The sequence below is a fragment of the Intrasporangium sp. genome (genome assembly GCF_035688975.1).
Lineage (GTDB): Bacteria > Actinomycetota > Actinomycetes > Actinomycetales > Dermatophilaceae > CALMNV01.
Genome location: NZ_DASSMH010000091.1, coordinates 1 through 4872 on the forward strand (window position 1 = coordinate 1; position 4872 = coordinate 4872).

The window sequence follows — 4872 nt, forward strand, 5'->3', positions numbered from 1 at the left end:
GGCTCGCCCTCAGGCGCTCGGCTGCGAGCACGGCATACGGCGAGGGGCCTCACGACGAGGTCGGGACGTCGCGCCTGGGCCGGTGATTCTGCTGTGGCCTCCACGTCTCCTTGGGCATCGTGGGGCTGCGTCGACTCCTCACCGGCACCGGTGTGGGGACCTACTCCTCGCTGTCTTCCCGCGGATAGTCCTCGTCCGCATCCTCGGCCACGGGAAGCGACTGCTCCGCGACGTCGGCCTCGTTGGCCTCGACGGCGGCCAACGGGTCCAGCCCGGCGATCGACCCACTGTCGGCGGGTGGGACCTCGTCTGCCTCCGGCTCCACGTCGATGCCGCGCAGCTGCTCCTGCAGGTCCTCCAGTGGGACGTCGTCTCGCGGGTCTGCCATGGCATGCCTCTTCGCTCGGGGAACGGGACAGCACCACTATTCACCGCCGCGCCCGATAACCCAACCCCAGGCGGGACCACCCGGCCCCAGCCGCGTTTGCCTCGAGCCTGGCCCGGGCACCTTGTGCGAGACTCGTCGCCCCGAGTGCCGCGGAAAGGACCGCCATGTCGTCGTCGTTGGCCGCCCCGCCGTCATCCGCCGCCGCGTCACGGCGTCGACTCCTGCGCGGGGCGCTGCTCGTGCTCGGCGTCGCGGTCGTGGGGCTGGCCTGGGCCAAGTGGCTGCCCTACTCGGCCAAGGCGGCCGACCTGGCCGGCTCCCGCTCGTGGACCGGCTCGGCGCTCACCCGGGTGGCGGCCGACGCCTCCACGTGGTGGCAGGGCGCCTGGGCCTTCACGGTCGCGTATGCCGCGGCGGTGTGGAAGGCGGTCCTCGTCGGCCTGGTCCTGGCGGCCGCGGTGAGCACCCTCCTGCCGCGGGCCTGGCTCGCGGGCGTCCTGGCCCGACGTGGCCCCTGGCGCGGTTCGGTGCTCGCGGGCGTCGCGTCCCTGCCGAGCATGATGTGCTCCTGCTGCACCGCGCCGCTGGCGGTCTCGCTGCGCCGGTCCGGCGTGCCCGTCGGCCCCGCCGTGGCGTACTGGCTCGGCAACCCGGTGCTGAACCCGGCGGTCCTCGTCTTCCTCGCCCTTGTCGGTCCGTGGCAGTGGGCAGCGGTGCGCGTCGTGGTCGGCGTCGTCCTGGTGCTCGGGGCCGGGGCGGCAGTGGCCCGGCTGACGACGCGTGGCGGCGACCCTGGTGTGCCGAGCGCCGTCGACGCGACCCTCGTCGGGATGGCCGGGTCGGGCCCGGCAGGAGAGCCCGGCTTCGTCCGAGGTGCCGCGTCGTTCGGCCGGGAGCTGCTGCGCCTGTCGGCCACCCTGCTGCCGGAGTATGCCGTGCTCGTCTTCGCCCTCGGGGCCGCAGCCCACGTCGTCGACTGGCAGGCCGGGTGGCTGACCACCGGGCTGGTCGGCCTCCTCGCGCTCGTGGTGGTGGCGACCCTGATGGTCATCCCCACGGGCGGCGAGATCCCCGTCGCGCTGGCCCTGGCGGCGCTGGGGGCCAGCCCGTGGGCGGTGGGCGTCGTGCTGGTCGCCCTGCCCGCGCTGAGCCTCGTCTCCATGGTCATGGTGGCGAGGGCGCTGACCTGGCGGATCACCGCCGCGACGGCCGGGGCCGTGGCCGTGGCGAGCGTCCTGGCCGGTGGGCTGCTCGCGGGCACCAGCTGAGCGCCCGGCCCGCCGGTTCGTGTCTGGCGGCCCGCAGGGGGCGTGGGCGGCATACGGCGGCGGCCCGGGGGGCGGGTCTCGCTCGCCCGGGTGGCTCACGGCGTCACGAACCGGCGATGTTGACCATCCACGGGATGCCGAATCGGTCGGTGCACATGCCGAACTCGTCACCCCACATCTGCTTCTCGAGGGGCATGGTGACGGACCCGCCCTCGGACAGCTTGCGCCAGTACCCACGGAGCAGGTCGCCGTCGTCGCCCGAGAGGCTGATGGTGATCGTGTTGCCCGGGTTGTAGGGCATCTCGGCCGGCGTGTCGGACGCCATGAGCGCCATGCCGGAGTCGGTCTCGAGCATCGCGTGCATGACCTTGTCGGCGTCCGGCGAGCCCTCCGGGGTGCCGAACTCGCCGAAGGTGTTCACGGTGAGGTTGCCGCCGAAGACCTCGCGATAGAACTCCATCGCCTCACGCGCGTTGTCGCGGAAGCCGAGGTAGGGGTTGAGACGAGCGGCCATCGAACACTCCTTGGTCGTGGGAACTGCTTCGTCAGCCTCACCAGCCTAGGAGCACCCACCGACAGCGGCCATGGCTTTCCGGCCTCATCTGCGACCCGCCGAGGTCTCGGCCGTATCGTCGGCGCCATGCGCGCCCACCAGCTCACCGACCCTGTGGCGTACCACGGCGAGGGACCCGTGTGGTCCCCCCGGTGGGGTGGCCTGAGGTGGGTCGACCTGCTCGCCGGCGACGTCCTGTCGCTGCAGCCGGACGGCGTGGTGACCCGCCGGTCCGTGGGGGAGGTGGCCGCCGCGCTGCGTCCCCGCCCGGGCGGCGGAGCCGTCCTCGCGGTCGAGCGAGGCTTCGCGCTCGAGGACGTCCATGGCACGGTCACGGCGCTTCCCCCGGTGCTGCCTCCGGGGACCCGGATGAACGACGGCGGCTGCGACCCGGACGGGCGGTTCTACTGCGGGTCCATGGCGTACGACCACCGCACGGGTGCCGCGGCGCTCCACCGGCTCGATCCCGACGGCAGCACACACGTCGTCCTCTCCGGCCTGACGATCTCCAACGGGCTCGACTGGACCCCGGACGGCAGCCGGGCCTACTACGTCGACACCCCGACGGGGCGGGTGGACGCCTTCGACTACGACCCCGCGTCGGGGCTCACCGGCCGACGGCCCTTCGTCACCTTCCCGGAGGACGGCGGTCACCCCGACGGGCTCACCGTGGATGCCGCCGGCGGCGTCTGGGTCGCCGCGTACGGGGCCGGTGCCGTCCGTCACTACACGGCGGCGGGCGTCCTCGATGCGGTCGTCGAGGTGCCGGCGCGCCAGGTCACGGCGTGCACGCTCGGGGGCGAGGGCCTCGACGAGCTCTTCATCACGACGTCCCGCGAGGGGCTCGCGGCCGGCGACGACCCGCTCGCCGGCGCGCTCTTCTCCGTCTCCGGCGTGGCGCCTGGGCAGCCGGTCCGCGAGTTTGCGGGATAGGGACGGCTGGTCGGACGGGACGCGCCCGCGCGCCTAGAGGCGCTCGCTGCGAAGGACCCTGGAGCTGTTGATCTTGAGGACGCCGCCCTCGCGGACCAGCCCGTATGCCGTGCGCTCCCGCACAACCCGGCCGTCCCTGAAGGTGTACGTCACGGTCGCCTCGGCCCGTGCCGGCGGCGAGCCGGAGGCGCCCACGACGGCGACCTCACGGATCGAGCGCCAGAAGGCGTCGTAGGTCTGCCGGCTCGTGGCGGTGGAGCGCTGGTATGCCGTTGTCAGCCGCGCCCACCCGGCGTCGGTGTCGCCGGGCACGAGGGCGTAGTAGCCGTCGATCGCCTGGGCCAGCTCCGCTGCCGTCGGCGGCCCGGCCTCCGGGCCGGTCGTCGACGGGCCCGTGCTCGCGGACGTGGCGGCGGGCGACGGGGAGGCGTGTGTCGAGGGCGGGGGCGCTGCGGCGGTCGCGGATGCACCGGGGGCGGCGGCGGTCGGCACCGCCGACGTGGCGGAGCCGCCCCGCGACGGCGCGGAAGTGGCGTGGGTGGTCACGGACCCGGCGGAAGCCTGAGCCGCGGCGGGCCCGCCCGGGGCCTCGCGCCCCAGCACGAAGACGGCGAGCCCGGCACCGGCCAGGACGAGCAGGGCGACGAGCGCGAGGAGCAGGCCTCTCCTGCGCGGGGCGTCAGCCGGGGCATCGGAGGAGGCGTCGGCGGAGCCATCGAACAGGGGCAACGCAGTCGTGTGCGTGCCCGACTCGTCGGGGGGCGCCGAGGCCGTGGTCCCGGGCTTCCCGGGGGCGTCGGCGACCTCGGAGGCGGGGCCCGCGGCATACGGCGTGGGGGAGCTGGCCAGCGCCTCGAGCGCGAGGGCGGCCTCCTCCATCGGCGGGCGATCCTGTGGCGCGGGAGCGAGCATCCGCAGCAGGAGCGGAGTGAGCATCCCGGCCGCCGAGGGTGGGAGGACCTCGCCCGAGGCCACCTGGTGCAGCAGGGCCATGGGGTTCTCGTGGGTGCCGAAGGGCGGGGCACCCTCCACCGCGGCATACAGCGTCGCCCCGAGCGAGAACACGTCGGAGGGGAAGCTCGACCGCTCCCCGCGGGCGACCTCGGGGGCAAGGTATGCCGGGGTGCCCGCGAGCAGGCCGGTCGACGTCAGCGTCACGTCCCACACGGCGTGCGAGATGCCGAAGTCGCTGATCCGGGCCGACCCGTCCTCGGTGACGAGGATGTTGCCGGGCTTGACGTCCCGGTGCACGATGCCCGCCTCGTGGGCCGCGGCGAGGGCGGAGGCCACCTGGGCGCCGATGCGGGCGGCCTCCCGCGGCGGGAGTCGGCCCTTCTCGGCGAGGATCGCGTGCAGGCTGCGGGAGGGCAGGTACTGCATGACGAGGCACGGCTGCCCGTCGTGCTCGACGACGTCGAAGACCGACACGGCATGGGGATGGTGCAGCCGGGCGTTGATCCTGGCCTCGCGCATCGCCCGGTCGCTCGCCACCTTCGCCTCGGCCTCGGTCATGCCGCGCTGGGCGTGCAGCTGCTTGACCGCCACCGGCCGACGCAGCCGCTCGTCCCAGGCGTGCCAGACGACCCCCATACCCCCGGCGCCGAGTCGCCGCATGAGGCGGTAGCGCCCGGCGAGGAGTCCGTGGCTCTCGCTCATGCTGCGCTCCGTCCGAGTGGCTGGCCGCGGGCAGGTCCTCGAGCGACCCTACCCGCCGCGACGGCGTCGGGTCG

Annotated in this window: 5 protein-coding genes; 2 read left to right on the forward strand and 3 right to left on the reverse strand. The window is 74.4% G+C overall.

Annotation, left to right across the window (positions count from 1 at the left end):
* Nucleotides 1–160 precede the first annotated feature (160 nt).
* Nucleotides 161–388, reverse strand: coding sequence for a hypothetical protein (locus tag VFJ94_RS09920; protein WP_325004043.1), 228 nt, complete (start codon nt 386–388; stop codon nt 161–163).
* A 164-nt stretch (nt 389–552) separates the two neighbouring features.
* On the opposite strand from VFJ94_RS09920, the gene VFJ94_RS09925 reads away from it, so the two are divergent.
* Entirely contained in the window at nt 553–1656 is a 1104-nt protein-coding gene (locus VFJ94_RS09925) for a permease (RefSeq protein WP_325004044.1), read from the forward strand.
* A 103-nt stretch (nt 1657–1759) separates the two neighbouring features.
* Here the strand turns inward: VFJ94_RS09925 and VFJ94_RS09930 are convergent, their stop codons facing one another.
* Nucleotides 1760–2170 (reverse strand): VOC family protein, encoded by a 411-nt coding sequence (locus VFJ94_RS09930; protein WP_325004045.1) that lies wholly within the window; start codon nt 2168–2170, stop codon nt 1760–1762.
* A gap of 126 nt (nt 2171–2296) precedes the next feature.
* Between VFJ94_RS09930 and VFJ94_RS09935 the strand changes: the two genes are divergently transcribed.
* Nucleotides 2297–3142: an SMP-30/gluconolactonase/LRE family protein gene (locus tag VFJ94_RS09935; protein WP_325004046.1), complete on the forward strand. Its 846-nt coding sequence runs from the start codon at nt 2297–2299 to the stop codon at nt 3140–3142.
* Between the two features lie 33 nt (nt 3143–3175).
* Here the strand turns inward: VFJ94_RS09935 and VFJ94_RS09940 are convergent, their stop codons facing one another.
* The gene (locus tag VFJ94_RS09940) at nt 3176–4798 is read right to left on the reverse strand and encodes a serine/threonine-protein kinase (protein WP_325004047.1); all 1623 of its coding nucleotides are present in this window, start codon (nt 4796–4798) and stop codon (nt 3176–3178) included.
* Nucleotides 4799–4872: the final 74 nt, after the last annotated feature.

Coding starts and splice junctions, on each gene's coding strand:
- VFJ94_RS09920 (WP_325004043.1), bottom strand. CDS start 388: ATGGCAGACCCGCGAGACGACGTCCCACTGGAGGACCTGCAGGAGCAG.
- VFJ94_RS09925 (WP_325004044.1), top strand. CDS start 553: ATGTCGTCGTCGTTGGCCGCCCCGCCGTCATCCGCCGCCGCGTCACGG.
- VFJ94_RS09930 (WP_325004045.1), bottom strand. CDS start 2,170: ATGGCCGCTCGTCTCAACCCCTACCTCGGCTTCCGCGACAACGCGCGT.
- VFJ94_RS09935 (WP_325004046.1), top strand. CDS start 2,297: ATGCGCGCCCACCAGCTCACCGACCCTGTGGCGTACCACGGCGAGGGA.
- VFJ94_RS09940 (WP_325004047.1), bottom strand. CDS start 4,798: ATGAGCGAGAGCCACGGACTCCTCGCCGGGCGCTACCGCCTCATGCGG.